20 protein-coding genes are annotated in these 23296 nt (G+C 71.3%); 13 read left to right on the forward strand and 7 right to left on the reverse strand.

All coding sequences use genetic code 11. From position 1 onward, the window contains the following. The first annotated feature begins 28 nt into the window (after positions 1 to 28). From ACWDR4_RS22685 to ACWDR4_RS22700, 4 genes are all read left to right on the forward strand, one after another. Positions 29 to 796: an enoyl-CoA hydratase/isomerase family protein gene (locus ACWDR4_RS22685; RefSeq protein ID WP_450411000.1), complete on the forward strand. Its 768-nt coding sequence runs from the start codon at positions 29 to 31 to the stop codon at positions 794 to 796. Between the two features lie 263 nt (positions 797 to 1059). After that, on the forward strand, positions 1060 to 1563 hold the full coding sequence (locus ACWDR4_RS22690; RefSeq protein WP_450411002.1) for an ATP-binding protein: 504 nt from the start codon (positions 1060 to 1062) through the stop codon (positions 1561 to 1563). A 125-nt stretch (positions 1564 to 1688) separates the two neighbouring features. Beyond that, entirely contained in the window at positions 1689 to 2468 is a 780-nt protein-coding gene (locus ACWDR4_RS22695) for a polysaccharide deacetylase family protein (protein WP_450411004.1), read from the forward strand. Beyond that, positions 2468 to 3661, forward strand: a complete 1194-nt coding sequence (locus tag ACWDR4_RS22700) for a YncE family protein (protein ID WP_450411006.1) — start codon at positions 2468 to 2470, stop codon at positions 3659 to 3661. Before ACWDR4_RS22695 ends, ACWDR4_RS22700 begins: the two co-directional genes overlap by 1 nt. Before the next feature lie 127 nt (positions 3662 to 3788). Here the strand turns inward: ACWDR4_RS22700 and ACWDR4_RS22705 are convergent, their stop codons facing one another. Further along, complete coding sequence (locus tag ACWDR4_RS22705; RefSeq protein ID WP_450411008.1) at positions 3789 to 4430, reverse strand: GNAT family N-acetyltransferase; 642 nt, start codon at positions 4428 to 4430, stop codon at positions 3789 to 3791. A 56-nt stretch (positions 4431 to 4486) separates the two neighbouring features. On the opposite strand from ACWDR4_RS22705, the gene ACWDR4_RS22710 reads away from it, so the two are divergent. Together ACWDR4_RS22710 and ACWDR4_RS22715 are read left to right on the forward strand one after the other, a co-directional pair. After that, on the forward strand, positions 4487 to 5407 hold the full coding sequence (locus ACWDR4_RS22710) for a helix-turn-helix domain-containing protein (RefSeq protein WP_450411010.1): 921 nt from the start codon (positions 4487 to 4489) through the stop codon (positions 5405 to 5407). Between the two features lie 42 nt (positions 5408 to 5449). Then, positions 5450 to 5662 (forward strand): EF-hand domain-containing protein, encoded by a 213-nt coding sequence (locus ACWDR4_RS22715; RefSeq protein WP_450411138.1) that lies wholly within the window; start codon positions 5450 to 5452, stop codon positions 5660 to 5662. Positions 5663 to 5724: 62 nt separating this feature from the next. Here ACWDR4_RS22715 and ACWDR4_RS22720 read toward each other — a convergent pair whose 3' ends face one another. Further along, on the reverse strand, positions 5725 to 7683 hold the full coding sequence (locus ACWDR4_RS22720; RefSeq protein WP_450411012.1) for a beta-N-acetylglucosaminidase domain-containing protein: 1959 nt from the start codon (positions 7681 to 7683) through the stop codon (positions 5725 to 5727). A gap of 206 nt (positions 7684 to 7889) precedes the next feature. Between ACWDR4_RS22720 and ACWDR4_RS22725 the strand changes: the two genes are divergently transcribed. The 6 genes from ACWDR4_RS22725 to ACWDR4_RS22750 all read left to right on the forward strand — a co-directional run bounded on the left by ACWDR4_RS22725 (position 7890) and on the right by ACWDR4_RS22750 (position 16423). Continuing rightward, positions 7890 to 8723, forward strand: coding sequence for a hypothetical protein (locus tag ACWDR4_RS22725; RefSeq protein ID WP_450411014.1), 834 nt, complete (start codon positions 7890 to 7892; stop codon positions 8721 to 8723). Continuing rightward, positions 8720 to 11044, forward strand: a complete 2325-nt coding sequence (locus ACWDR4_RS22730) for a hypothetical protein (protein WP_450411016.1) — start codon at positions 8720 to 8722, stop codon at positions 11042 to 11044. Before ACWDR4_RS22725 ends, ACWDR4_RS22730 begins: the two co-directional genes overlap by 4 nt. Next, positions 11041 to 12855, forward strand: coding sequence for a vWA domain-containing protein (locus ACWDR4_RS22735; protein ID WP_450411018.1), 1815 nt, complete (start codon positions 11041 to 11043; stop codon positions 12853 to 12855). Before ACWDR4_RS22730 ends, ACWDR4_RS22735 begins: the two co-directional genes overlap by 4 nt. 73 nt (positions 12856 to 12928) lie before the next feature. Beyond that, positions 12929 to 13609 (forward strand): vWA domain-containing protein, encoded by a 681-nt coding sequence (locus ACWDR4_RS22740; protein ID WP_450411020.1) that lies wholly within the window; start codon positions 12929 to 12931, stop codon positions 13607 to 13609. A 1-nt stretch (position 13610) separates the two neighbouring features. Beyond that, positions 13611 to 14672: a protein phosphatase 2C domain-containing protein gene (locus tag ACWDR4_RS22745; protein WP_450411022.1), complete on the forward strand. Its 1062-nt coding sequence runs from the start codon at positions 13611 to 13613 to the stop codon at positions 14670 to 14672. Next, positions 14669 to 16423, forward strand: coding sequence for a hypothetical protein (locus tag ACWDR4_RS22750; RefSeq protein WP_450411024.1), 1755 nt, complete (start codon positions 14669 to 14671; stop codon positions 16421 to 16423). Before ACWDR4_RS22745 ends, ACWDR4_RS22750 begins: the two co-directional genes overlap by 4 nt. A gap of 3 nt (positions 16424 to 16426) precedes the next feature. Here ACWDR4_RS22750 and ACWDR4_RS22755 read toward each other — a convergent pair whose 3' ends face one another. The 4 genes from ACWDR4_RS22755 to ACWDR4_RS22770 form a co-directional block, all read right to left on the reverse strand. Continuing rightward, positions 16427 to 17110, reverse strand: coding sequence for a Crp/Fnr family transcriptional regulator (locus ACWDR4_RS22755; RefSeq protein ID WP_450411026.1), 684 nt, complete (start codon positions 17108 to 17110; stop codon positions 16427 to 16429). A gap of 91 nt (positions 17111 to 17201) precedes the next feature. Further along, entirely contained in the window at positions 17202 to 17762 is a 561-nt protein-coding gene (locus ACWDR4_RS22760) for a glycoside hydrolase family 25 protein (protein WP_450411028.1), read from the reverse strand. 137 nt (positions 17763 to 17899) lie between these two features. After that, on the reverse strand, positions 17900 to 18613 hold the full coding sequence (locus tag ACWDR4_RS22765) for a hypothetical protein (RefSeq protein WP_450411030.1): 714 nt from the start codon (positions 18611 to 18613) through the stop codon (positions 17900 to 17902). Then, positions 18607 to 19245: an RNA polymerase sigma factor gene (locus tag ACWDR4_RS22770; RefSeq protein ID WP_450411032.1), complete on the reverse strand. Its 639-nt coding sequence runs from the start codon at positions 19243 to 19245 to the stop codon at positions 18607 to 18609. Before ACWDR4_RS22770 ends, ACWDR4_RS22765 begins: the two co-directional genes overlap by 7 nt. Before the next feature lie 257 nt (positions 19246 to 19502). Here ACWDR4_RS22770 and ACWDR4_RS22775 point away from each other — a divergent pair, with 257 nt between their 5' ends. Further along, a complete protein-coding gene (locus tag ACWDR4_RS22775; RefSeq protein ID WP_450411033.1) occupies positions 19503 to 21521 on the forward strand; it encodes an NB-ARC domain-containing protein in 2019 nt (672 codons plus the stop codon). Here ACWDR4_RS22775 and ACWDR4_RS22780 read toward each other — a convergent pair. Beyond that, a complete protein-coding gene (locus tag ACWDR4_RS22780; protein WP_450411035.1) occupies positions 21518 to 23149 on the reverse strand; it encodes a translation initiation factor 2 in 1632 nt (543 codons plus the stop codon). The two genes, ACWDR4_RS22775 and ACWDR4_RS22780, sit on opposite strands and share 4 nt — an antisense overlap. Positions 23150 to 23296: the final 147 nt, after the last annotated feature.

Genomic DNA, 23296 nt, shown 5'->3' on the forward strand with positions numbered 1-23296 from the left:
TGCCGTTAGTCCCCGTTAACCTGCCTCCATGACTGTGCATCTCGAAGTCGCCGAAGGTGTGGGCACGCTCCGGCTGGACCGTCCGCCCATGAACGCGCTGGACGTCGCCACCCAGGACCGGCTCAAGGAACTCGCGGAGGAGGCCACCCGGCGGGACGACGTACGGGCGGTCGTCGTGTACGGCGGGGAGAAGGTGTTCGCGGCCGGTGCGGACATCAAGGAGATGCAGGCCATGGACCACGCGGCGATGGTCACCCGGGCCAGGGACCTGCAGGACTCCTTCAGTGCCGTCGCCCGCATCCCCAAGCCGGTCGTCGCCGCTGTCACGGGCTACGCGCTGGGCGGCGGCTGCGAGTTGGCGCTCTGCGCCGACTACCGCATCGCCGGCGACAACGCCAAGCTCGGCCAGCCGGAGATCCTGCTGGGCGTGATCCCCGGCGCCGGCGGCACCCAGCGGCTGTCCCGGCTGATCGGTCCGTCCAGGGCCAAGGACCTGATCTTCACCGGCCGGATGGTCAAGGCCGACGAGGCGCTGTCGCTCGGTCTGGTGGACCGGGTCGTACCGGCCGCCGATGTCTACACCGAGGCGCACGCCTGGGCGGCGAAGCTCGCGCAGGGCCCGGCGATCGCACTGCGCGCGGCGAAGGAGTCGATCGACGCGGGGCTGGAGACGGACCTGGAGACGGGGCTCGCCATCGAACGGAACTGGTTCGCGGGCCTGTTCGCGACGGAGGACCGGGAGATCGGCATGCGGAGCTTCGTGGCGGAGGGCCCCGGCAAGGCGAAGTTCTTGTAAAGCGCCTGCAGTTGACGCGATGTCTGATTCCAGGTCCCTCGATAGGGCGGTTTATGGGAGCCTTAAACCAACCTTAAGCCTGTCTTGTCGAGGGGGCCTGTCGCTTGCCCGAAAGTGAGCTTCCGTCGCAGGTGGGAGGGGCTTTAGGCCCCAACGAAATACCTCTGGCATATGCCAGAGGGTCGAATCGGAATGACGTGTTCCGGGGGGCGTATTCCTCGGGAACGGCCCCGGCGGCCGGTTCGGGCGGCCATGATGGGGGCATGGCGGGGCTGGAGGGCATGGAACAGCCGCGGGGACACGGCCGTGCGACGGCAGCGCGGTGGTCGCCTGCGGTCGAGGACGAACGGGCGCTCAAGGCGCTCGAGTTGTTCGGAAACCCGACGGAACGCGAGGTTCAGCTTCCGTCCCGCCCCGAGTCCGCCGCGACCGCGCGCCGCCTCGCCCAGGTCGTCGTGCTGCGCCACTGGGGGCTCACCCCCAAGATGACGGAGGACGCGGTCCTGCTCGTCTCCGAACTGGTCGGCAACGCCGTACGTCACACCGGCGCGAGAGTCTTCGGCCTGCACATGCGCCGGCGCCGGGGCTGGATCCGGGTGGAGGTCCGGGACCCCTCGCGTGGGCTGCCGTGTCTGATGCCGGTCCAGGAGATGGACATCAGCGGGCGGGGGCTGATGCTGGTCGACAAGCTCTCCGACCGGTGGGGGGTCGACCTGCTGCCGCGCGGCAAGACGACGTGGTTCGAGATGCGGGTCGCCGACAGGTAGGCGTCTACGGCTCTGTGGCTCTGTGGTGCTACGGCCGTACAGCTCTGTGGTGCTACGGCTGTGAAGTTGCGTGGGCGGGCCGCCGATCGGGCTAATCGCCCGTTTTCCTCCTCAACCCCTCTTAAATGGTGCGGGTGACCACGACCGACCGTCGGGCGGTGCTGCGCGCGGGCGCCGGGATCGTTGCCTCGGGGGTGCTGACCACCGGGTGCGCGACCGGCGGTGCCGCCGCTCCTCCCGCCGCCCCCTCGTCCCGTACCCCGACTCCCCGCACCCCCGCCCCCGCTCCCGCCCCCCTCCTCCGCTACCCCGCCCAGATCCTCCACGGCCCCCGCGACCGGCCCCGGGTCGCCCTCACCTTCCACGGCAACGGCGACCCCGCCACCGCGCACGCGCTGCTCTCCACCGCCGAGGAACACGGCTCCCGGATCACCGTGTTCGCCGTCGGGACCTGGCTCGACGCCCATCCCGGCCTCGCCCGCCGTGTCCTCGACGGCGGTCATGAACTCGGCAACCACACGCTCCGGCACCTCGACATCAACGCCATGCCGGAGGCGGAAGCCGATGCCGAGATCAGGGGGTGCGCCGAGCGGCTGACGGCGCTCACCGGGTCCATCGGCACCTGGTTCCGCCCCTCGCGCGCCGCCCTTGCCTCCCCGCTCGTCGAACGGCTCGCCCGCCGGGCCGGCTACCCGCACGTCCTCTCCTACGACGTCGACTCCCTCGACTTCACCTCGCCGGGCGCCCCCGCCGTCGTACGCGATGTCATGGCCGACGTCCGCGCCGGATCGATCGTGAGCCTGCACTTCGGGTACGCGGACACGGTCGCCGCGCTGCCCGGTCTCCTGCACGAACTCGACCGCCGCGGCCTGCGCGCGGTGACCACCACGGAGCTGCTGAGCTGATGCCCACCACGACCACCGTCGCCCGTGCACTTGTCGCGGGAGCCGCCCTCACCGTCCTCGCCGGACTCACCGCCTGCGGCACCGAGACCCGGGACCAGCCGAACCGCACCCTCGCAGCGGTCAAACCGGTGAAACCCGCCATGCCCGCCAAGCCCCTTGTCCAGGGACTGCCCGGGATGCCGCCCGTCCTCCACCCCCGTGACGTCTACGCCGCCGACCGGCCCAACAGACTCTCCCCGGTCGTACGGGACTTCCCGTCCCGCGTGTACGTGCCCAACACCGAGTCCGACACCGTGTCCGTCATCGACCCGAAGACGTACGAGATCGTCGAGACGATCCACGTCGGACGCCAGCCCCAACACGTCGTGCCCTCCTGGGACTTGAAGACCCTCTGGGTCAACAACAACCGCGGCCACACCCTCACGCCCATCGACCCGAAGACCGGGAAGGCGGGCAAGCCGGTCGACGTGCACGACCCTTACAACCTCTACTTCACGCCGAACGGCAAGTACGCCGTCGTCATGGCCTCCCTCGACCGCGAGCTGGTCTTCCGCGACCCGCACACCATGAAGACCGTCAAGACCGAGCCCGTCAGCTGCTACGGCGTCAACCACGCCGACTTCTCCCTCGACGGCCGGTACTTCATCGTGTCCTGCGAGTTCAGCGGCGAACTGTTGAAGGTCGACACGGAGAAGATGGAGGTCGTGGCGCAGCAGAAGCTGCCCTACGAGGGCGCGATGCCGCAGGACGTCAAGATCTCGCCGGACGGCAAGCGCTTCTACATCGCCGACATGATGGCCGACGGCATGTGGGTCCTGGACGGCGACAAGTTCACCCGGCCGACCCTCCTGCCCACCGGCAAGGGCACCCACGGGCTGTACGTCAGCCGCGACTCCCGCGAGATGTACGTCTCCAACCGGGGCGAGGGCAGCGTCTCAGTCTTCGACTTCACGCAGAACAAGCTCACCAAGAAGTGGCACCTGCCGGACGGCGGCAGCCCCGACATGGGCGGCGTCTCCGCCGACGGCAAGGTCCTCTGGCTGTCCGGCCGTTACGACGCCGAGGTCTACGCCATCGACACCCGCACCGGCAAACAACTGGCCCGCATCAAGGTAGGCAACGGCCCCCACGGCCTAGCCGTCTACCCCCAGCCCGGCCGCTACTCACTGGGCCACACGGGCATCTTCCGCTGATCAGAGGCCGGGCCGTGTCAAGGAGCCCCTTGAGGAGCGTCCCGAAGGGGCGCCCGAAAGGGGCGCGGGGAACTGCGCGACCAGCCCCCACCGGACCCGCGGCCAAAGAACCACCCATCCAGCGAAGCTAATCGTGGGCGAGCAGCAAAGCCTCCCCACCCACAGGCACAAACCCCGCCCCCAGGAACGCCCGCACACTGCGGGCGTTCCCCGGAGCCATCTGCGCCCACACAACCTCCCCACCACTCAGCTGCCGCGCGGCCCCCGCAAGGGCCCGCCCCAGCCCCCGATGCCGTACCCCCTCCACCACCTCCACCGCGGCCTCCAGCCGCCCCGCGACCCCACGCCCCAGGATGAGCACCCCACCGTCGGCCGCCCACACCCGGACATCGTCCCGGTGCCGGTGCGCCCGGGTGACCCGGTGATGACCGGGATCGTCGATCTCCGTCAACGCCAACGGCGGGTCCCCCGGGACCGGGGAAGCCACCGCCAGCAGGTCGATCGTCTCGTTCGACCGGCCCGTACGGTCCATCAGGGCGGCCAGGAAGCGCGGGTTCATCGGCGCGGAGAGCGCGTCGCTGTCGACGCCGGCCAGGGTCCGGCGTACCCACTCGGGGTCCTCGTCCGTGAAGACGACCGCGTGCGCGGTGAAGGCGAGGACTCCGGCGTCGCGGTGGCAGGCCTGGGGAACGACGGTCGTACGGCCGTCGGCGGGCGGGAAGACGCCTCGCGCCACGCCGTCGAGAATGTCCCTCAGCTCTTTCCCCACAGTGCCCCTCCCGGCCTCTTGAGTCTCCACCCACTGGAAGGCCCAGACTCGCGAACATGATCGACGACGGCACCGGATATCTCACCATCGGCGAGCTGGCCCGGGCCACCGGACTGACCGTACGGACCATCCGTTACTGGTCCGACGAGGGCGCCCTGCCGCCCGTGACCAGGTCGGCGGGCGGCTACCGGCTGTACGACGCCGGCTCCGTGGCCCGCCTCGAACTGATCCGCACCCTGCGCGAACTGGGCCTCGGCCTGGACCACGTACGCGCGGTGCTGGCCGGGGAGACGACGGTCGCGGAGGTGGCCGCCGCGCATGTGGCGGCGCTGGACGCGCAGATCCGGACGCTGAAGGTGACCCGTGCGGTGCTGTCGTCCGTGGCGAGACGCGGTTCGTCCGCGGAGGAGATGACGCTCATGAACAAGCTGGCGCGGCTGTCGGCCGCCGAACGGAAGCGGATCATGGAGGAGTTCGTGGAGGAGCTGTTCCACGGGCTCGACTCGGTGGATCCGGCGATCCGGGACCGGATGCGGGCCACCGCGGTGGACCTGCCGGAGGACCCGACCCCCGAGCAGGTGGACGCCTGGGTGGAGCTGGCGGAGCTGGTCCAGGACCCGGAGTTCCGGGCGCAGATGCGGCAGGTGATCGAGTTCAACGCGGCGGAGCAGGGCGCTGGCGGCGGTGCCGCCGCCGGGCGGTCCACCTGGTTCCCCATGCGGCTGGTGCAGCTGGCGGGGGAGGCCCGTGAGCGGGGAATCGCCCCCGAGGCGCCCGAGGCGGAGGAGATCCTGCGGGAGGTGCTGGGGGACGGCGACCCGGCCGTCGTACTCGAACGCATGGAGTCCGCTTCCAATGAACGGCTCGCCCGGTACCGGGAGTTGCTGACCACGGTGAAGGGCGTGGGGCCCGCCGCCGCCCACCGGGAGGAGTTCACGTGGGTGGTCGCGGCGCTGCGCGCTCGCCTGGCCAGCTAATCTGACCCCGTCAGCAGTACGTACATGAAGGGGCGGGTCCCGGTGGCGGACATCGAGGAAGCACGCAAGCAGTTCGAGCGGATCGACACGAACGGTGACGGGTTCATCACGGCCGCCGAGTTCAAGTCCGCCCTGGCGCAGGCAGGTGACTGGAACGTCACCGAGTCCGTGGCCGAGGTCATCATCGCCTCCCGCGACCTCGACGGCGACAAGCTCCTGTCGTTCGACGAGTTCTGGACGTACCTGAACAAGTAGCGTGCGGTGGTACGGAGTTGTACGTGTGTGGGGCGCCCGCCGGATTCTCGGTGGGCGCCCTCTCACGTTCCCCTCAGCGCGCGGGCCACGAACGTGTCCAGGACGCCCGTGCCGACCTCCACCTCGCGCTTCCGGCCCTGCCAGTCGACGATCGTGTGGGCGCGGGCGGCGTCGCGCAGAGCCCGGACCTCGGAGCGGCTGCCCTTGCTCTCCCGGACGGCCAGCGCGCCCAGCGCGGCCCTGGCCCACTCGCCCGCGCAGGCCAGCCAGGGTGCCGCCGAGGCGCGGAAGGCGGCCGGGACCGTGTCCTCGGCCCCGGCCAGGACCGTCAGCCGGGTGCGCAGGGCTTTCCTGGCGTCGGCGCCACCCCGCCAGTACGCCGCCGTCAGCGCGGCCAGTTCCGGGGCCTGTACGGCGTTGACGCGCGAGGCGCGGTTGACGTCGGCGAAGGCGCGCAGGGCCGTGAGGGCGTGGGGGTCGCCGGCGGCCAGGGTGGCGAGGCCCGCGTCGAGGGCGGCCTCGGGGTGGTACTCCGCCGGGTTCCAGGTGTAGGCCGCCAGGGAGAACAGGGCTGGGGCGGACGCGGTGGCCTGGTTCATCGGGTTGGCGGTGAGGCCCTTCACCACGCCCGGCAGCGTGCGGTCGCGGCCCTCGTAGGGGCCGAGGAGCAGGTGGCCCGGCGTGTAGTCGTTGACCGGGTAGTTGTCCCAGACCAGCACCGGATGGCCGTACGTGCGGCGGGCCGCGCGGGCCTGGGCGGTGCGCAGCGTCGGGGAGACGACCTGGGCGCCCGTCCACATCACCGTGACGGCCGGGTCGAGCCGGGCGGCGAGGGCGCTCTTGTACGCGCCGGCCCTGGACCCCGTGTACTCCGTCGGCACGGTGATCAGCGGCGCCGCGCCCTTGCGCGTGCCGAGGAACCCGCGCTGGACCCGGTTGAGGAGATCGGCCTGGGCGCGGGCGACGGCGGCCGTGCCGGAGCCGTACGCCGACCGGTCCCGGGCGCAGTTCCAGCGGCTGATGTCGATGTCGTCGAGGGGCACGGCGAACGCCCGCACCCCGAGATCCCACAGCTGCCGGAACTTGCGAGTGAGGGCTGCCGTGTCGGCGGGGGAGCTGTAGCAGACGGTGGGGCCGGGGGAGAGGGCGTAGACGAAGGAGATGTGGTTGGTGGCCGCCCGGCGGACCAGGGTGCGCAACGGAGTCAGGCGGGACGCGGGGTAGCTGTCGCGCCAGCGGGTGCGCAGGTACGGGTCGTCCTTCGGTGTGTAGATGTACGTGTTCAGCTTCCAGCGGGCCGCGAAGTCCAGCTGCTCCAGGCGCTGTTGGTGGGACCACGGGGTGCCGTAGAAGCCCTCGACGATGCCCCGGACCGCGGTGGCCGGCCAGTCGCGGATGTGTACGGCGGGGAGGGCCGCGCGGGGTGCGGAGGAGCCGACGGGACGGACGAGCTGGGCCAGGGTCTGGGCCGCGTGGAAGGCGCCGGCCGGGTCGGTGCCGGCGAGCACGACACGGGGGCGGCCTTCGGTGTCCTTGCCGACCGAGAGGGCGTAGCCACCGGGCGGGAGCTTCCCCCGTGGCTCAAATCCGAGTGTCCGTAAGGTTATTGACGCTTCGTCAGAGGATCGAGGGGGCTCCGAGGCGATGGTGAGCAGCAGTTCGCCCTCCTGCGGCTGGTCGCCGTAGCGCAACTGGTGGACGCCGGCCGCGCGGAGGGTACGGGCGACGGAGTCCAGTGTTGCCGCGTCCGTCCCGGTGTCGGAGTGCAGGGCCACCGTCCCGCCGATCCGTACCGAGCCCTCGACCCTGCGCACGCTCCGGGGCGTCGGCCACAAGGCCGGTACCGGGGACGGGGGTTGGGTCCTGAGGTCGGTGGAACGAGGGGTCGCGGACCTGGGGGTCGCGGAACGGAGGGTCGCCGTGTCCTGGGGGTCATGGGTGAGGACGGTCGCCAGGAGCAGGCCCGCCAGGGCGAGCACCGCGCCCAGCAACAGCCCTGGAGGAACAGACCATTGGCGCACAGGGTCTCAGTTCCCTCGCTCGGTCGTCCAACACGTGAATCCGTCATGGCGCTTCTTATGCGCCAGTGTGCTGTCATGTCCGAAAAGATGTCGATGTGCTAAATCGGCCACACTGTGCGCCAGTTGGCGTAGACGTTGCTCAAGTCAGGCCTTTGCATGGGATCGCCGGGGGGCTCGTGGTCCTGCCGGAGCACAGGAGGACAGTCATGATGTCGCCGGACCCCTTCAGCTACTGGATCGTGCTGCTCGACATCGAGGACTTCAGCCTGCGCCCGGAGAGCGCCCAGGCCACCCTGCACGAAGAGCTGTACGAGGTGGTCGGGTTCGCGCTCGGCCGGGCCGGACTCGGCCTCGCCGACTGCCCGGTCCAGGACCGCGGCGACGGCATGCTGATCCTGGTCCCCGTCGGCACCAGCCCCACCAGGCTGCTGCGCGAACTCCAGCGCGGACTGGAGGACGCGCTGCTGGCGCACCGGGCGAAGTACAACGAGGACCACCGGATGCGGCTGCGGGTCGGCCTCAACCAGGGGCTCGTGATCAGGATGGGTGAGCGCTGGACCGGTACGGCCATCAACGACCTGGCCCGGCTGGTGGACGCCGGGCCGGTCAAGCGGGTGCTCGCCGAGGCGCGGCGGGCCCAGCTGGTGCTGGTCGTGTCGGAGAGCGTCCACACCTCGGTCGTGCTGGGCCGCTACCCGGGCATCGACCCGGCGGCCTATCTGCCGGCCGACTTCGTCACCAAGCACGGCGAACCGCGCCGCGGCTGGGTCACCGTACCCGGCTACGCGGCGCCACCAGGACTTCCCGCGGATCCGGGGGAGCCGCCCGGCGGAGCGACAGGGGGAGCCTCCGCTCCGGGCGGTACAGCGGGAAGAGCCGGCGGCGGAACCGACTCGGGGAGCACGGTTCCGCCGCCCACGCTCACTGTGCGGGATGTGACGAACAGTCAGTTCGCCGTGGGTGAGGGGGCGAAGGCCGTCGGCCGTGACGACGTGGCGGGCAACGTGTACTACATCAACCCGCCCGTGGACGGGCCGTGAGCACGCCCGGCACCCCGGCGCCCGGACCCGTGCCCGTCGCGGCCCCCACGCCCGCCGCCACACCGTCCCCCGCCAGTCCCACGCCCGCGTCCGGGCCGCCCGGCGGCAGCGCCGGTGACGGCGGGGGAACTCCGGCGGGCGGTGACGGGCAGGGCGGTGCGCCGGGTGGCGGCGACGGCGGGGCCCAGCCGGGGGACGCGGGCGGCGGCGGTGAGAACGTCGGCGCCGGGACGTGGGCCAAAGGGGCCACCAACCGCACCGGACAGGGCAGTCTGCGCGCCGGGACACTGCGCGAGGCGTGGACCCACATCGGCGGCGACCGGGTCCACGGCGACAAGATCGTCGTCCAGGTGGCGTCCGGTGAACGGGACGTCGTCATGCGGGCCCTGTCCGCGACCACCGTCGAGACCGTCCGGCACGCCTTCCAGGCACCGCCCCGCTGGGACGACGTACTGGCCGACGCCTGGCAGCGGCGGTCGGTCGTGCTGCGGGGGCCCGGCGGGGCGGGCAAGACCGCGGCCGGGGTGCGGCTGCTGATCGCCGCACAGGTGAAGACCTGGTTCCTGCTGGACTCCGTCGCCGAACTGAGCCGGCTCACCGATCTCCGTCAACTCGGCAGCGGGGCGGGCCTGTTGCTGGACCGGCCGCCCGACCTCGACGAACTGAGCGGCACCCTTCTCCAGGGTCTGGAGGAGCTGCTGCGCCGCGCGGACGCCCGGCTCGTCCTGATCGCCGGACCCGAGGCCGAACTGGGGCGCGGGGCCGCAGAGTACGTACGGCGGATCGACCGCCCCGGCGCGCTGGACGCCGTACTGGAGGCCCATCTCGCCCATCTGCTCGGCGAGTTGGAGGCCGAGCGTGCGCTCGCCGCCGCCGGGGTCGGGGACCTCGCCCGCGAACTCCTCGACGACAGCACCGCGTGCCGGGACGCGGCCCGCCTCGCCGAGGTGCTGGCGCACGAGCACAAGGCCGGTGACATCGACACCGACCGGGTGCGCACCCGGATGGACCGGGCCGGCGGCGAGACGCCCGAGGAGTGGTTCGAGGGGCTCGGCGACACCGTGCTGCGCACCCAGGCCGCCGCCCTCGCCGTCCTCGGCGGGCTGCCCCAGGAGGACGTGGCCCTCGCCGCGACGCTGCTCCTGGAGTGGTTCCGCAGCGAACGCGGCATCCTCACACCCAGCGTCGACCAGGGATCCGTACCGCTGCGGCACGACCCCTTCGCGCAGTCCCGGCGGCTGCTCGCCGAGAAGCTGCGCGCCCGGACGGTGGGCAGCGTGATCCGGGGGGACTTCGGGTGGCTGCCGTGCACGGTCGCCGAGTACCGCGACCCCGCCTATCCGCCCCGGATCATCCGGCATGTCTGGTCCGAGTACCGCATCCAGCGTGAACTCATCGGCTGGCTCGCCGAGTTGGTCGACTCGCCCACCCAGCAGGTGCGCAGCTTCGCCGGTACCGCCCTCGGGCTGATCGCCACCGAGGCCTTCGAGTACATCGCCAGCCAGGTCTTCGCCGGCTGGGTCCTGGACGAGGACAACGGCTGGCAGCGCCGCGAGGCCATCGGGTACGCCCTGCGGGTCTGCGCCCGCGACCCGGCCCTGCGCGGCGGCGTCCGTACGCTCGTCGGCGGCTGGTACCTGAGCGGCAGCTGGCAGTACCAGGCGGCAGCCGCCCGCGCCTACGGGCTCTGCCTGGGCGGTGCCGACCTCACCGCCGCCGTCGCCGCGCTCACCCGGCTCGGCACCGTCGACCACATCCAGGTGGCCATCGCGATCGGCGACAGCTTCGCCGACCTGCTGGAGGAGGACCTGGCCGCACACGCGCTCGTCGTGCTGCGCGCCGTCGCCGAGATGGCGCACACCGCGGAGAGCCGTGCCTGCGGACACCTCGTCTTCCTGATCCTCGCCGACAGTCTGGTCTCCGAGGAACCCGCCGCCCCCGGCGTCGCCCTGCGCGGCTGCCCCACCCTGCTGCGGCTCGCCGCGACGGATGCTCCCGACGGTGAACTGCGGCGCCTGCTCGGCTACTTGTGGGCCGAGGTGATCGGCGGCGAACTCTTCGGCGAGGAGGCCGAGAGCGTCCTCCAGAAATGGGCCGCCCAGGCCGAGACCGATCCGCTCCTCCTCGACGACCTGGTCCGCGTCCTCGTCGACGACGTCGCCGCGCGCAGTCCCCGCGCGGGCCGGATCCTCCAGCGCCATGTCGCGCACTGGAACGAACGCGACTGCTTCCGTCCCCTGCCCCGCTCCGCGGCGGTCCTCGGCAACGCCCTGCGACTGAGACCGCCCGCTCCGCCCGATCGGCCAGGAGGTGCCCGGTGACCCAGCCGGTGTCCTTGATCGTCAACCAGTCGCCGGTGCCGCGCTTCGCCGTCGGCCCCACCAAGGCGCGCGAACCCCACCTCGCCGTCGTCTACGCCACCGCCTCCGGCGAGGTGGTCTGCTTCGACGGCCGTCCCCTCGGCCCCGGCCGGCAGGTCTTCTCCAAGTACCGCACGCGGTACGAGGTCGACATGCGCCCCCAGCACCGCAGCGCGGTCCTGCGCAACAACCCCCTGGTCTCCCGGGACGGCGTCCACGCCTTCGAGGTCACCCTCTCCTTCACCTTCCGCGTCGACGGCTGGACGGGCGCCGAGGAATTCGTCCGCGCGGGCCTCACCGACCCGCTGCCCATCGTCCACGGCCATCTCACCAGCCTGTTCCACGGCGCCGGGCAGCTCTTCTCCATCGAGGACTCCTTCGGGCTGCAACGCCATCTGAACCAGCTCTGCGCCCTCCCGGCCAACCTGCCCCAGGGGCTGCTCGTCGACGGCTGCCGGGCCTCCGTACGCCCCGACGCCAAGGCGCTGGGCTTCCTGGAGTCGCTGATCGACGCCGACTGGCAGGAACGCCGCGACTCCGCCGAACACGTGCCCGCGGTCGGCGGCGCCCACCGTGGCGGCCAGCTCGACGCCATCAAACAGGGGTACGAGATCGAGTCGACGAAGCGACAGGCCGACTCCTTCGCCGGGATGCTCACCAACAGCGAGGGCCTCATCCGGCACTACCTGGTCACCCACCCCGACGACGCCGCCGGCGCCTTCGAGATGAGCCGCCAGCTGGAGGCCGCCCGCATGGCCACCGCCGAACTCCAGAACCAGCGCGCGCTGGGCCTGTTCACGGTGATGGCCGAGAAGGGCCTCATCGTCGCCGGCGACCTCGACCTGCTGCGCCAACAACTCACCGGCCAGGTGGGGTTGGCGACCGGCGGTCACGTCCCCCTCTCGGCCTCGGCCGCGCCCGCACTTCCGGGCGCGCGCCCGTGGGACGCCCCGGCGACGGCTCCGGCGCAGCTCACGGCGGCACCGCAGCAGACGGCACCGGGACCGGCCCAGGGACAGTCACAGGTGTACGAGCCCACGCTGGTGGTGCCGGTCCAGCCGGACGCGGCCCCAGCACCGACTCCCGCGTCGGCCCCCGCCCCGGCCGCCTTCTCCGGCGCCGCGCTCATCTATCTCGTCCTCGACGAGTCCCTCGACCGGGGCTGCCTCGACGAACTCAACCGGGGCCTGGCCTCGCTGCACTCCGCGCTCTCCGGCGCCCCGGCCGTCTCCGCCGCGCTGCGGCTGTGCGTGCTGGGCATGGCCGCCGCCACGGAAGTGCGGCTGCCCCTGGACACGGTGCTGCCCAGCACCCGCACCCCCATCCTCACCGGCCGCCCCGGACGGTCGTACACCCACGCCTTCCGCACCCTCCAGGCGCTGCTGCGGCAGGACGTCGCCCTGGTGAAGACGCAGCGTACGCAGGTGCTGCGGCCGATCGTCTTCCTCCTCACCGGCGGTGTCCCCGACGAGGGCACGGGCTGGCGGGCCGCGTACGCCGAACTGGTCGACCAGGGCGGCAACTCGGTCGCCCCGCACCTGATCGCCCTCGGCCTGGGCGGCGCGGAGGCCTCGGCGGTACGGGCGCTGGCGACCCGTCCCGAGTTCGGCTTCATGGCGGCCCCGCACCAGGACGCGGCCTCGGCGGCGCACAGCGTCGCCGCCTTCCTGCGGGACACGATCGTCGGCTACGGGCAGCGCCTCGGCGCGGGCGACCCGCAGTTCACGCTCACGGCACCGGACGGGTTCCGGGCGGCGGAGGACGCGCTGTGACGACGGCGACGAGGACAGCGGAGCGGACGAGAACGGTTCAGGATCGGACACGTACAGCTAAGGACAAGTGACGATGATCGAAAGCAACCGGGGGCACTTGCTTCCCGTCTACGTCCTCGCCGACGAGTCGGGCTCGATGTACGAGCACATCGACGACCTGAACGACGGCCTGAGGTCCCTGCACCAGGCGTTGCTCGGCGAGCCGATGGCCGCCGCCAAGGTGCGCTTCTCCGTACTCGGCTTCTCGGACGACGTGATCGAGCGGGTCCACCTCGTCGACCTGCGCGGCGCCGGCGAGTTCCCGCGCCTGTCCACCCGCAACATGACGAGCTACGCCACCGCGTTCGAGGACCTGATCACCCGTATCCCCGGGGACATCCAGGGCCTCAAGGCCGAGGGGTACCAGGTGCACCGGCCCGCCGTGTTCTTCTTCAGCGACGGGCTGCCCAACAGAGGCGAGGACTGGCGGGACGCCCACCGACGGCTCACCGACCGCCAGTTGACGCTGGGCGCGCCCAACATCATCGCCTGCGGCATCGTGGACGCCGACGCGGAGATCATCAACGAGGTCGCCACGCAGCCGGAGTTCGGGTTCATCGTGAACAAGGGCGTCGATGTCGGCGACGCCATCGCCAAGTTCTGCACCGCCCTCACCAGGAGCATCATAGCCTCGGGCCGTTCGCTCGGCTCGGCCAACCCACAGCTCACGGTCGACAAGCCGGAAGGCTTCACCGTCGCGATCGATGTGATCTGACGTGGCCCCATTCCGCAAACGGCAGAGCGAGCCACCGCCGGAGTTGGAGACACTTTCCGTACCCCCGCCCGGCCCGACCCCCGACCTGCCGGTGCGGCAGGCAGCCCTGGAGAAGGACCAGGGCGCGGGCTGGAGTTCGGACGGTACGGAGGACAAGACGGTCACGGACGCACCCGCCGACCGCTGGCAGCCCATCGCCGTGGGCGCGCCGGTCCCGCGGTTCGAGACCGTGCCGCCGCGCGGGCTGTCGTACCGCCCCGACACCGTCTGCGACGGCTGGCAGGCCGGGGTCATGGCCCTGCGACTGGCCTCCGTACGGGGCTACCAGCACCGTTACGAGGGACGGCCCCGTGAGGACGACGCGGCGGCGGCCTGGGACCAGGAGACCGGGACCGTGGTGTTCGCCGTCGCCGACGGCGTCTCCAGCGCGCGCCAGCCGCACATCGGGTCCCAACTGGCCTGCCGCAGCGCCGTGGACGAGATGCTCGCCCAGGTGCGGGGCGAGGGCGGCGGCTTCGTCGCCGACTGGGAGAAACTGCTGTCCACCGTCCACTGGCAGCTCGTCGAACAGGCCCGCCGCATCCTGCGCCGACCGGACGCGGGCGCCGAGGAGACGGCCGGACTGCTCGCCACCACCCTGGTGGCCGGGACGGCGACACCCACCGAACAGGGTGTCTTCGTCCATCTGATCTCGATCGGCGACTCGGGCGCCTGGCAGATCAAGCACGACCGCTTCTACCCGCTGGCGGGCGGCAAAGCGGCCGGGACGGACGGGCTGTACTCCTCGACGGTGGAGCCGCTGCCCTACGTACCCGGAGTGATCCGCCCGCTCTCCTTCGCCCTGGAACCGGGCACGGTCCTGCTCGTCGGCACGGACGGCTTCGGCGATCCGCTGGGCGACGGGACGGGGGCGGTGGCCCGGCACTTCTACTACGGACTGCGGCAGCCCGTACCGCCGTTGGGCTTCGCCCACCTGCTCGACTTCTCCCGCGAGACCTACGACGACGACCGCACGCTGATCGCCCTGTGGCCGTGGAACGACGCACCAGGAGGCCCCAGTTGACGACGATGACGATCTCCTGGGTGGGGCGGGACAGGCTCGGCGACCTCGCGGCACACCGGCTGGGCGACGGCGGACAGGGCGTCGTGTACGCGGTGCCCGACCTGCCTGGGAGGTTCGCCGGTGAGTACCTCGCGTACAAGGAGTACCTGCCGACGGTGTCAAGCGACCCCGAGGTGCTCTACGAACTGGTCTGTTTCTTCGACGAGTTGGGCCGGAGCAACCGCTACGACCACTCCTTCCTCGACAAGCGGCTGACCTGGCCGATCGCGCTCGTCTACACCGGCGTCCGGCCGACGCAGCCGTCGCCGCGCGCCAATCCCGGCACGACGGTGACCGGGTTCCTGATGCAGCGGATCACCGAGGAGTTCGAACTCGACAGCGCCCGGCTGGGCAAGGTGAAGCCGCAGGGCATGGAGTTCCTGCTGAACGACGACGGCTTCACGCAGTTGCTCGGGCTGGACGTCGACGACGGGCGCCGGCTGCGGCTGCTCATCGACCTGGCGGCGACCCTCAACCGGCTGCACCGGCACCGGGTGAGGGTGGGCGACCTCTCGCCGAAGAACGTCCTGTTCATGCTGGACCCCTCGCCCAAGTGCCTGCTGATCGACTGCGACTCGATGCGGCTGGCGGGGAAGGACGTCCTGCCCCAGGTGGAGACGGACGACTGGGCGGTGCCGGAGGCGGCGAAGGCGACGCCGGCCTCGGACACGTACAAGTTCGGTCTGATCGCCACCAGGCTCTTCAACCGGCACCAGACGAGCACCGACCTCAGCGGGCTGCGGACGGTGTCGTCCGGCCTGGCGAACCTCGCCGAACAGAGCAGGTCCTCCGATCCGGCCGCGCGCCCGCCGATGGCGGAGTGGCTGCGGGCCCTGGAGCAGGCACGAGCCCACCGGAAGCAGAAGCCGCCACCGCCTCCACCTCCGCCGACACAGCGACGCCGGCCGCCGGTCACGCCTCCTCAACAGCGACCGGTGACGCGGCCGAACACCGGGTTCCAGTTCCCGCAACCGGCCCCTCAGCAGCACACCCAGCCCACACAGCCGACGCCGTACACGCCCTACACCCCGCCCTACAGGCCTCCGCAGCGAACCCCCGGCCCCTCCTACCCGGGTCTCTCGGCGGCTGCCCGTGCGATCGGCGTGGTCGTGGCCCTGCTGATCATCGCGGGCGTGGGGCTGGCCGCCGCGAGGTACGTCCCGGCGCTCAGGGACGCGCCCTCCGACGAGTCCTCGTCCGGCTCGTCGTCGGACGCGAGCGTCAAGTCGGGCCCCGGCCTCACCGATCCGCCGGAGCCCTCGGCGGAACCGGTCGCGGAGGACCGGGCCGAGGCCCCCGGAGCGAGCGTCGACTTCTCCCAGGTCGCCGACGATCCGCAGGCGCGCGAGGTGGCGACGATGTTCGCCCACTTCTACGGGGCGATCAACGAACGCGACTACGCCAAGGCGATGCGCCGCTACGACCCCCACTCCAAGGTGGTGAACACCGACTCGGCCAAGAGCAGGGAGGGTTGGACGCGGCAGATGAGCACGACGCGGGAGTCCGACATCGCCCTGACCGGACTGTCGAGCGACGGCACGTACACCCTCGCCACGATGAGTTTCCGCAGCCACCAGGACCCCGGCTACGGCCCCGCCTCGAACCCCGACGACACCTGCGACGACTGGACGATCACCTACCAGCTGACCCACACGAAGGGCTACCGCATCCTCAAGGCGCCCAAGGAAGGGGTGAGTTACACCTCCTGCTGACGCTCACCCGCCGAACGCCTGCCCCTTCAACTGGTCCACCGACCGGATCAGCAGTGCCTGACGCCCCGTCACTATCCAGCCCCGGCCCCGCCATTGCTCCAGCACCCGGCTCACCGTACGGCGTGAGCTGAGCACCAGCCCCGCCAGGTCGTCCTGGGAGAGCGGCAGGGTGATGCGTACGCCGGTGCCGTCCGGGTCGGGATGCCCGCAGCGTTCGGCCAGGTCGAGGAGGAGGGCGGCGAGACGCACCGGGACCGGTTCGGTGATGCCGGTGCGCTGCACGTCGGCCTCGCGCAGCCGCCCGGACAAGGTCTGCTCCAGCGCCGCCGACACTCCGGCGCTGGCCCGGGCCAGCGCCTGGAAGCGGGCGGCCGGCAGATGCAGCAGGTCGACCGTCGTCGCCGTGAGCAGCGAGGCCGAGCGGCGTGTGCGCTCCAACCCCGCCTGCTCACCGAGGAGTTCACCGGGACCGCGCAGGGCGAGCAGCGCACGGTAGCCGGCGTGCGACTGGGCGACGACCTTGACCCAGCCGCGCAGCAGCACGACCAGATGGTCGGAGTCCTCGCCCTGCGCCAGGAACTGCTCGTCGGCGGGCAACGACACCCGGCTCGCCACCCGGAGCAGCGCGTCCCGGTCCGAGGGCGCCAGCGCCGCCCAGAAGGTGGCCGGACGGCGGCTGCCGTTCACGATGTGCCCGTCTCGGCCATGGGACGCCCCCGGTCAGGTGTACGGCTGTGCCGAGGATATGTCGACCGTCACCCGTCAGTCGATGAACCCGCTACTTGAAGTCCGCCCACTCCTGCAGCGCCTTCTTGGTCGCGAAGTCACCGACATTCGTGTCGACCGGGTCGTCGGTGTACTGGTGGAAGAGCCACTTCGCCTGGATACGGGGCTCACCGGCCGTCACGTAGTCGGCGATCCACAGTCCGTCGCCCGCGTAGGACGTCGTGTCGATGTTCAGCCAGTAGTTCCGGTTGCAGTAGAGGACGACCCGGCAGTCGGGCCGAAGCTCCTTCAGCTTGCGGATGAAGGTGTCCTTCTCCGCGTTCGACGCGTGGGTGCCGTCGCCGGTCGTCTCCCAGTCGACGGCGAGGATGTCGGCGTTCCCCCGCTCCGGGGCCTGGCTGACGAAGTACTCGGCCTGGGCGGTCAGGTTGCCGGGCCACAGGAAGTGGTAGAAGCCGACCACGCAGCCGGCGTCACGGGCCCGCTTCGTCTGGGCCGTCAGCTTGGGGTTGACGTACGTACGGCCCTCCGTCGCCTTGATGAAGACGAAGGAGAGGCCGTCCGTGTCGTAGGCGTCGGACTGGTACGCGCTCACGTCGATGCCGCGCAGCATGCGGTGCTCCCTGAAGTGCGGGTGGGGGGACAGGAGTTGGTGTAGTCCCAACCTTTGCACACGTGATTCGGCAGGCACATGCGATTGGCACGCACGGGTTTTTCTAGGGGTGACTCACGCGTTCTTCCAACGGTGGCTCACGAGGGGTCGCACGGCTTGACCTCGCCCTTGATGAACCTGTCGTTGAAGAAGGTGGGCTGCTTCGTGCCGGACCCCTTCGGGTCGGCTTCGGGCTCCGTCACCGTGACCAGATACGTGTCCGCGTGCGTCATGACGTACCTGTAGTCCCAGTCGCCGTCACCGGTCTTCTCCGGCTCCATGACCTCTCCCCGGTCCTGCCCGCAGGTCTCGTCCGGGGGGATGTTCTCGACGACCGCGGTGAAGCCGGCCGCCCGGATCCTGGCCGTCATCTCCTCGAAGTGCTTCGCGTCCCCCTCGCTCCACATGCTGACTTCCTTGAGGTAGATGGTCAGGGTGCCGTCCGAGTTCTTCTCCACCGCGAAGCCGGCCGGTGCCACCTCGGTGTTCTTCCCGGGCCCCGTCTGCTCGGTCCCCTGCTCGGTCCCCTTCTCTGCCTTCTTCCCGCTGTCCGTCCCGCTCTCCGTCCCGCCCGGCATCGCCACCGTCACGCCCGCCGCGATCGCTGCCGCCGCCAGCCCCATCGCCAGCCGCTGCCCCACCCGGCGCCCGCGCCCGCCCGTACGCTGCCCCGCCATCGTCCGCCAACTGCGCATCAGGTGTTCCTCCCGCTGGATCCGTCGGCCGTCGGGGAAGTCCCGTTCGGCCGGCACGGCCAGCAGCCGGCGCAGCTCTCGTACGTCTCCGTCCTGCTCCCGGTCCCTGCTCACCACGGTCCCTCTCCCTTCCCACTGCTCGGCCGGACCGCCTCGTGGCGGTCACCTGTCTGCTGCCGTTCCGCAGCCGCAGGTTCCAGGTCCTGCTCAAGATTCTTCAGCGCCAGCTTCTCCAGTCTTCGCCGTGCCCGGGACAGCCGGGAACGCACGGTGCCCACCGGTATCCCCAGCGCCTCGGCGGTCGCGGCGTAGTCCAGCCCGGCCCACACGCACAGCGCCAGCACCTCGCGGTCCGGCCGCGACAACTGGTCAAGCGCCTTGCGCACCGCGGCTATCCGCTCCTGGTCCTCCAGCCGGCCGACCACCTCGTCGGCGAAGTCCGGCAACAGGCCGGGCGGAGGCATACGTTCCATCAGGGCCCGGTGCCGCCGGGCCGTACGTCTGCGGTGGTGCACCACGTTGGTGGCGATCCCCAGCAGCCACGGCAGCAGACTGCCGCCGTGCGGCTCGACCTTCTCCCGCATCCGCCAGGTTTCGAGGAACACCAGCGAGACACAGTCCTCGGCGACCGACCAGTCCCCGGTCAGCCGGAAACAGTGGTTGTACACGGCCCGCCCGTGCTCCTGGAAAAGCACACGGAAGGAGTTCTCGTCGCCCGCGCGAATGCGGGCCCGGAAGGGTGGTTCCATACCTGCCTCTGCCATCCGGCCACCGACGGGTTCCATGTGACGTGCATCACCTCGATTTGGCGAGGGCTGTCCGCACCTGCCCTACTCGACCTCCCGACCTACCCGGCAACTCGGCGAGGTTCTCGACCGGGCGCGTCCGTTGACCGTCGACCGCCGTCTCGGGATCGGGGATACCGGACAGCGGGCGGGGAAAGTCTCTAGAGTGCATGATCGTCGGGCAGTGCGCGCAGGGCACTGCGGGTGATCGAGGGGGCCGTGTGAGGGTCGAACTTCCGCCGGAGCCGCTGAACTTCGTCAACCGTGACGAGGAGCAGGAACGCGCCCTGCGCGCCGTCACGGAATGGCGGAGCCGCTCCCGTCCGCCCGTCCTGGGGCTGCGCGCGCCGACCGGTCTGGGCAAGACGGAGCTGGCCAACCGGATCGCCCGTACCCTGTGCGACCGCTTCCCCTTCCCCGACGGTGTGTTGTCCGTCGACCTCGACGACTTCCGGGTGGACGGCACACTGGACCCCGGCGATGTGCTCTCCCGGTTGCTGAACTCCCTCGACGTGGAGCCGGACAGGGTGGCTGCCCAGTACGCGGCCCGGTGCACCCAGTACTGGAACAGGACCTCCGAGGCGAAACTGATCCTCCTGCTGGACAACGCGCGCTACGCCTCGGAGATCGTCCCCCTGCTCCCGGCGTCGGGCGGCAGCGTGGTGATCGTCACGAGCCACGGCCCGCTCCACGAGTTCGAAGCCGGCGCCGTGGAGGATCTGGCGCTGCCACCACTGGACGAGCGGGCGGCGACAGAGCTGCTGGAGCTGATCGTCCCTGACCGTCGGCTGGCCGCCGATCCGGAGGCGGCACGGGCGGTGGTCCGGTTGTGCGACGGCCTCCCCGCGGCGCTGCACGTGGCGGGCCAGTTGGTACGTGTGCACCAGCTGCGTCCGCTCTCCCGTCTTCTCGCCGATCTCCGGGCGGAGTTGGACGAGAAGGGAGTGTCCGGCGTGGAGCACCTCTGGGACACGGCCTACGCCGATCTGTCCCGGCCGGCGGCCCTGCTCTACCGACTGCTTCCGCACCATCCCGGTGAGACGTTCACGCTCCACTCCGCCACCGCGCTGTCGGGACTGGGACCGGAGGCCTGCCAGGACGCCCTCGACGAGCTGCACCGCGCCGGATTACTGGACCTGCGGCTGCTGTCCCTGACGGAGGCCGGCCAGATGAGGCTGCTGGGCCCGCTGCGCGCACACGCCCTGCGCCGGTCCCGCCGGGAGCTGACGGACGACGAGGTGGCCGAGGCCCAGGCGAGGCTGCTGCGCTGGTTCGTACGACAGACTCAGCTGGCAGATCGGTTCGCAGCGGGCCGTCGGCTGACCGTGGTGGACGTTCTCGACGAGATTCCCGGTGCGCCGGACGCTCCGCTGGAGGACCCAAAGGCGACCGAGAACGAGGAGGTCCGGTCCGAACGCGCTGAACGTGCGGCCCACTGGCTGAACGAGGAGCGCCATGTGCTGTTCGCGTGCTCGCGCCTGGCCCACGCCCGGGGGATGGACACCGAGGTCGTGGCCCTGTCCGAGCCTGTGTGGACGCACGCTCTGGACCACCCCCACCAGTCCGAGGTGACCAAGGTTTTCCGGCGCTCCGTCGACTCGGCGGTCCGGCACGGAGGGAACGCGGCGTGGCTGGTCCGCACGCGCTGCCAATTGGCCAGACCGCTGTGGGAGTCGGCGGAACTGAGCGAGGCTCAGGACCAGATCGACGGTGCGATGGCCGCCCTCGAACTCCTGGGGGACTCCGAACGTGACCGCAAGCTGGCCGCGTCGGCCGTAGAGCACCGGGGCATGCTCAAGGGCGCACGGGGGGACTGGAATGCGGCCCTGGCCGACTTCGCCGTCTCCCGCGACATGCACCGGGCGATCCCCAACCCCTACGGCGTCCTGCTCCAGACCTACCGGATGGGCGAGGCGAGCGCGAAGGTGGGTGACCTGGAGACGGCGCGTGATCTGTTGTCCGAGGCGCATGCAGGGTTCGTGGCGCAGAAGCGCGAGAGGCTGATCGGGCGTTCGGCGTTCGCCCTCGCCGGTGTCCTGCACCGCCTCGGCCGGACGGGCGAGGCCCGCGACCTGTACCAGGAGTCGCTCGGGCGGGCCGACAGGCGGCGCGCGGGCTTCGATCTGGCCCGCGTCCACGACGCACTCGCCGAACTGGACACAGCGGAAGGCCACTTGCTGGAGGCCGAGGCACACCGCACGACGGCCCGGACCCTCCGGCAGCGCAACGGCCTGGTCTAGATCACCTGGGTTGCTTCGGTGCCGGTGGCCGGACGCAGGGTGATGCGGAAGGTCCGCTCTCCGACGAGGCAGTCCAGCACCATGCGGCTGTCCGGGGGGACGGGCTGAGGGGAGAGCAGCCGGGCGTGTACGGCCGACAGCGCGACGGCCGGGTCGACCCGTACGACCCGGCCTTCTTCGGACCGAGGCTCGACCTGGACGGCGTACGTCTGCTCATGGCCGCGGACTCTGAGCAGGCACCCGCCGGACGGCAGCAGCACCGCGGCGGAGCGGCAGCCCGGGTAGGCGGACAGGGTGTGTCGGGTCCATCCGTCGGCGGTCCAGGCCAGGTCTACGGGAGCGGCGGACGCCGGGAGCGGACGGCGGTACAACAGGCCTGCGGAGCGGGCGAGTTGTTCAACGGCGGCGCCGTGCTCGACGGCCAGGTGGTGGCCCGGCGGCCCGGTGCCGGCCGGGTGCCGGGTGATCCGTACGTCGGTCGCGGTGGTCTCCACATGGACGTCGAAGGCTGTGGGTACCCGCACGGCGGGTGCGGGCAGAGGCAACAAGCGGGGCGTGACTCGGTGAGGAGGTGGTACGAGACCGAGCAGGGCGTACATCTCTGTCCGCAGGCGGTCCATGGCATCGCCGGGAGGCGCGAACGCGGCCTGGGCGGCGGCGTGCCCGAGACCCGGCCGATACGCCCGCAGCGCGTCGGCGATGTTCTCGGCGCGCCCCAACTGCGGTATTCGAGCGATGAGTTCGCCCATCGGGCTGCTGGGGATCAGTTCGCCGCCGCCTCGGTGGACGCTCACGACGGGCCGGTCCTGGGCGGCGCAGTAGTACAGGGCGGCGGATCCGTGGTCGGTGACGAGGGCGTCGGCGGCGATCAGGACGGAGGCCCACTCCTCGTGCGGGTCCGGCAGGATCATGCCCGCGTCGAGGGCTGGTGCGAGGCGTTGGGTCAGCTCGTACGTCCCCAGCAGGCTGCGCTCGTTGGGGTGGACGACGAGCGCCAACTGGTGTTCGTCGTGGGGCAGTTGGGCGGCGAGCTGGGCAGGCAGTCCCGGGTGTCGCCGGATGAGGGATTCCTCCCCCCAGGTGGAGACCAGGACGATCAGTGTGCGGGCCCCGGTGCCCAACGCCGCGCGGTAGTGGTCACGTCGGGACGTGGAGGCGAGGACACGTTCCAGAGTGAGATCGCCGATCACCTTGGCGTGCCGGGCGGTTCGCGGGTCCGTGGCGGCCAGCCTGGTGACCTGGTCGGGATGGGCCAGGGCGTGCAGCGCCAGCGGAGCGTCCTCGTGGTCGGCCTGTCGCAGATACGCCGGGTCCAGCCCCGACGCCGAATCGGCCGAACCCTCGCCGGGGATCGACTTGTTGAAGCCCGCGCCGTGCGGCAGGAGGACACGCGGGCCGCGCAGCATCCGCAGTTCGCCCTTGGGACTCGCGGCGACGACCAGGTCGTACGTGCGACCGCACGCCTCGCTCCACGGCACCGTACGGCCTCCGAGGGCGTCGATCGCGGAGAGGGTGTCGGCTCCGAAGTCGGACCCGGGAACGAGGGTGAACAGGCGGGTGACCCGGTCGTCACCGGAGAAGACGGGGAGAACGTCGAGCAGGCGATACAGGGCAACCGCAGACCGCACCGCGAACAGAACCGCTCGCCCGTCGCCCGTCGCCCGTCGCCCGTCGCCCGTCGCCCGTCGCCCGTCGCCCGTCGCCCGTCGCCCGAAGTCTCCAGCCTACTGGTGGCCGAGGGGCGGACGCAGCTGTTTCCCCAGGTCGAGGTGGGT

This window comes from Streptomyces sp. NPDC000878, assembly GCF_053599695.1.

Excerpts from the sequence above, each read along its gene's own strand:
- ACWDR4_RS22685 (WP_450411000.1), top strand. The coding sequence starts at position 29 with ATGACTGTGCATCTCGAAGTCGCCGAAGGTGTGGGCACGCTCCGGCTG.
- ACWDR4_RS22690 (WP_450411002.1), top strand. The coding sequence starts at position 1,060 with ATGGCGGGGCTGGAGGGCATGGAACAGCCGCGGGGACACGGCCGTGCG.
- ACWDR4_RS22695 (WP_450411004.1), top strand. The coding sequence starts at position 1,689 with ATGGTGCGGGTGACCACGACCGACCGTCGGGCGGTGCTGCGCGCGGGC.
- ACWDR4_RS22700 (WP_450411006.1), top strand. The coding sequence starts at position 2,468 with ATGCCCACCACGACCACCGTCGCCCGTGCACTTGTCGCGGGAGCCGCC.
- ACWDR4_RS22710 (WP_450411010.1), top strand. The coding sequence starts at position 4,487 with ATGATCGACGACGGCACCGGATATCTCACCATCGGCGAGCTGGCCCGG.
- ACWDR4_RS22725 (WP_450411014.1), top strand. The coding sequence starts at position 7,890 with ATGATGTCGCCGGACCCCTTCAGCTACTGGATCGTGCTGCTCGACATC.
- ACWDR4_RS22740 (WP_450411020.1), top strand. The coding sequence starts at position 12,929 with ATGATCGAAAGCAACCGGGGGCACTTGCTTCCCGTCTACGTCCTCGCC.
- ACWDR4_RS22760 (WP_450411028.1), bottom strand. The coding sequence starts at position 17,762 with ATGCTGCGCGGCATCGACGTGAGCGCGTACCAGTCCGACGCCTACGAC.
- ACWDR4_RS22770 (WP_450411032.1), bottom strand. The coding sequence starts at position 19,245 with ATGGAACCACCCTTCCGGGCCCGCATTCGCGCGGGCGACGAGAACTCC.